This window comes from Endozoicomonas sp. YOMI1 (genome assembly GCF_024606345.1).
Lineage (GTDB): Bacteria > Pseudomonadota > Gammaproteobacteria > Pseudomonadales > Endozoicomonadaceae > Endozoicomonas.
This window is the reverse complement of the sequence record NZ_JAHHPM010000026.1, coordinates 1-1,705: the sequence shown is the minus strand read 5'-3', so window position 1 is coordinate 1,705 and position 1,705 is coordinate 1. Positions and strand designations below refer to the sequence as shown.

The following is a 1,705-nucleotide window of genomic DNA, read 5'->3' as shown; positions in this document are numbered from 1 at the left end:
AGAGTGACTGATCACTTAGTCAGAAAATATGATTTCATTTGGTTAACTACTTATAAACACCGCTTTAATCATTATCAATCTTGACCAGGATCAGACTTTCGCTGTCGGTTTCTCAAGTTGGCCAGTTGGGAGAAAACACCATGAAAATTGTCGTGTACAGTGGCAATTGCCGTATTTGTTCACTAGCCTGACCGTTCAGATTGATAGTGCTTGTGCGCAGTGAAAATGCTGACGGTAATTTCGAATGATGCAAGGATGCAAGACAGAAGCGAGCTGACTAATATGATTCCGGCCAATATCACGTCATCCAATTCAGTTTCCTCTCATGACGTTAACAGCAAAGGTACGCAAGTGGCTGTCGGCGAATCGGATCTGGAAGTCTGGCAAGAAGGCAGTTCGTCAAAAGCACGGAAAATTAAAAAAAAGAAGAGACGTTCAGGTTCTTCGGCAAAGCCTTCTTCAGGAGTTTCTCCCGTTGCATCCCGATACCTTGGCAACCCGGACTGCAATGCCGTTCAGGGGCAGCAGGCCATGTCCGATAAGGGCCTGAAGTCGCGATTTTGCCAAAGCTCAACCGGGGCAGCTGCATCATCTGATGCTCCCGCCAGGGGGCGTGATTCTTCTGGTTTTCAGCTAGCTGCCCGGCCTGGGTTGAGCAAGGTGTATTTGACGCCCCCGGAATCCAGGCCTCGATATAAGGTGCCATTGGTTGACATTGGAGCCAACCTTGTCGGACACAGATTTGAAGACTTGCCCCGGGTTATTGCAGATGCTTCCCGGGCAGGGGTTGGTAGTATCATGATAACGGGCACCTCTATTCCTGTATCAAAAAAGGCTCAGAAAGAGGTGGATCGGTGGCTGCTGCAATCTCCGCATTCTACCAAAGCCACTGAAGCCTGTGCGTCTACCGATTCCTCCCGGTGCTCTTTGTACTACACAGTGGGATGCCATCCACACAAAGCCAGGGATTTTAAGAAAGATGGTGGCATACCGGAAATGAAAAAAATACTTGAACGAGGTGACAGCCGCTGCATTGCGGTGGGTGAGTGTGGATTGGATTACGTGCGAGAGTGGTCTTCTCCTAAAAACGTGCAAAGAGAAGTGTTCAGGGAACAGTTGGTGCTTGCTGCACAGTTGCAAAAACCACTGTTTTTGCATGAGCGGGGTGCTCATGAGCACTTCATTGAAATTCTGGCAGACCACATAAATCAGTTGCCTTCTCCAGCCATGGCCTGCGTCCACTGCTTCACTGGTAACATTGAGGAGCTGCAGGCCTATCTTGATCTGGGTTGTTCCATCGGGATTACCGGTTGGATCGGCAGCACTCGTAATAAAGCTCTGGTGGCTGCATTGCGCTCTGTCGGTTGGGAGGCTCTGCGTGACCGCCTGATGGTTGAGACCGATGCACCGTTTTTAAAACCTTACCTGGTAATGCCACCGCAGTTGGATCACCGCCCTGGTGGTCGTGGCAAAAGAGAAAATGATAATGAACCGGCTAATTTACCTTATGTGATCCATACGCTGAGCCAGGTACTGGGTGTGGATGGAGAAGAGATTGCCGCTGCTACCACAGAAAATGCCAGACGGATATTCTCACTCGCTGACTGACGCAGTATCGGTTAAATAACTTGTTATTTTGGGAAAGATTATAATTTTTATCCTCAATTTTCTGCCATCCTCGCTACGGGCGCTATTCTCGGACAGC

General features: G+C 49.1%; 1 protein-coding gene. It reads left to right on the top strand.

Going from position 1 to position 1,705, the window contains the following annotated elements:
• The first annotated feature begins 255 nt into the window (after positions 1 to 255).
• Entirely contained in the window at positions 256 to 1,608 is a 1,353-nt protein-coding gene (locus tag KDK15_RS01035; protein ID WP_257293507.1) for a TatD family hydrolase, read from the top strand.
• Positions 1,609 to 1,705 lie beyond the last annotated feature (97 nt).

Coding starts and splice junctions, on each gene's coding strand:
- KDK15_RS01035 (WP_257293507.1), top strand. CDS start 256: ATGCAAGACAGAAGCGAGCTGACTAATATGATTCCGGCCAATATCACG.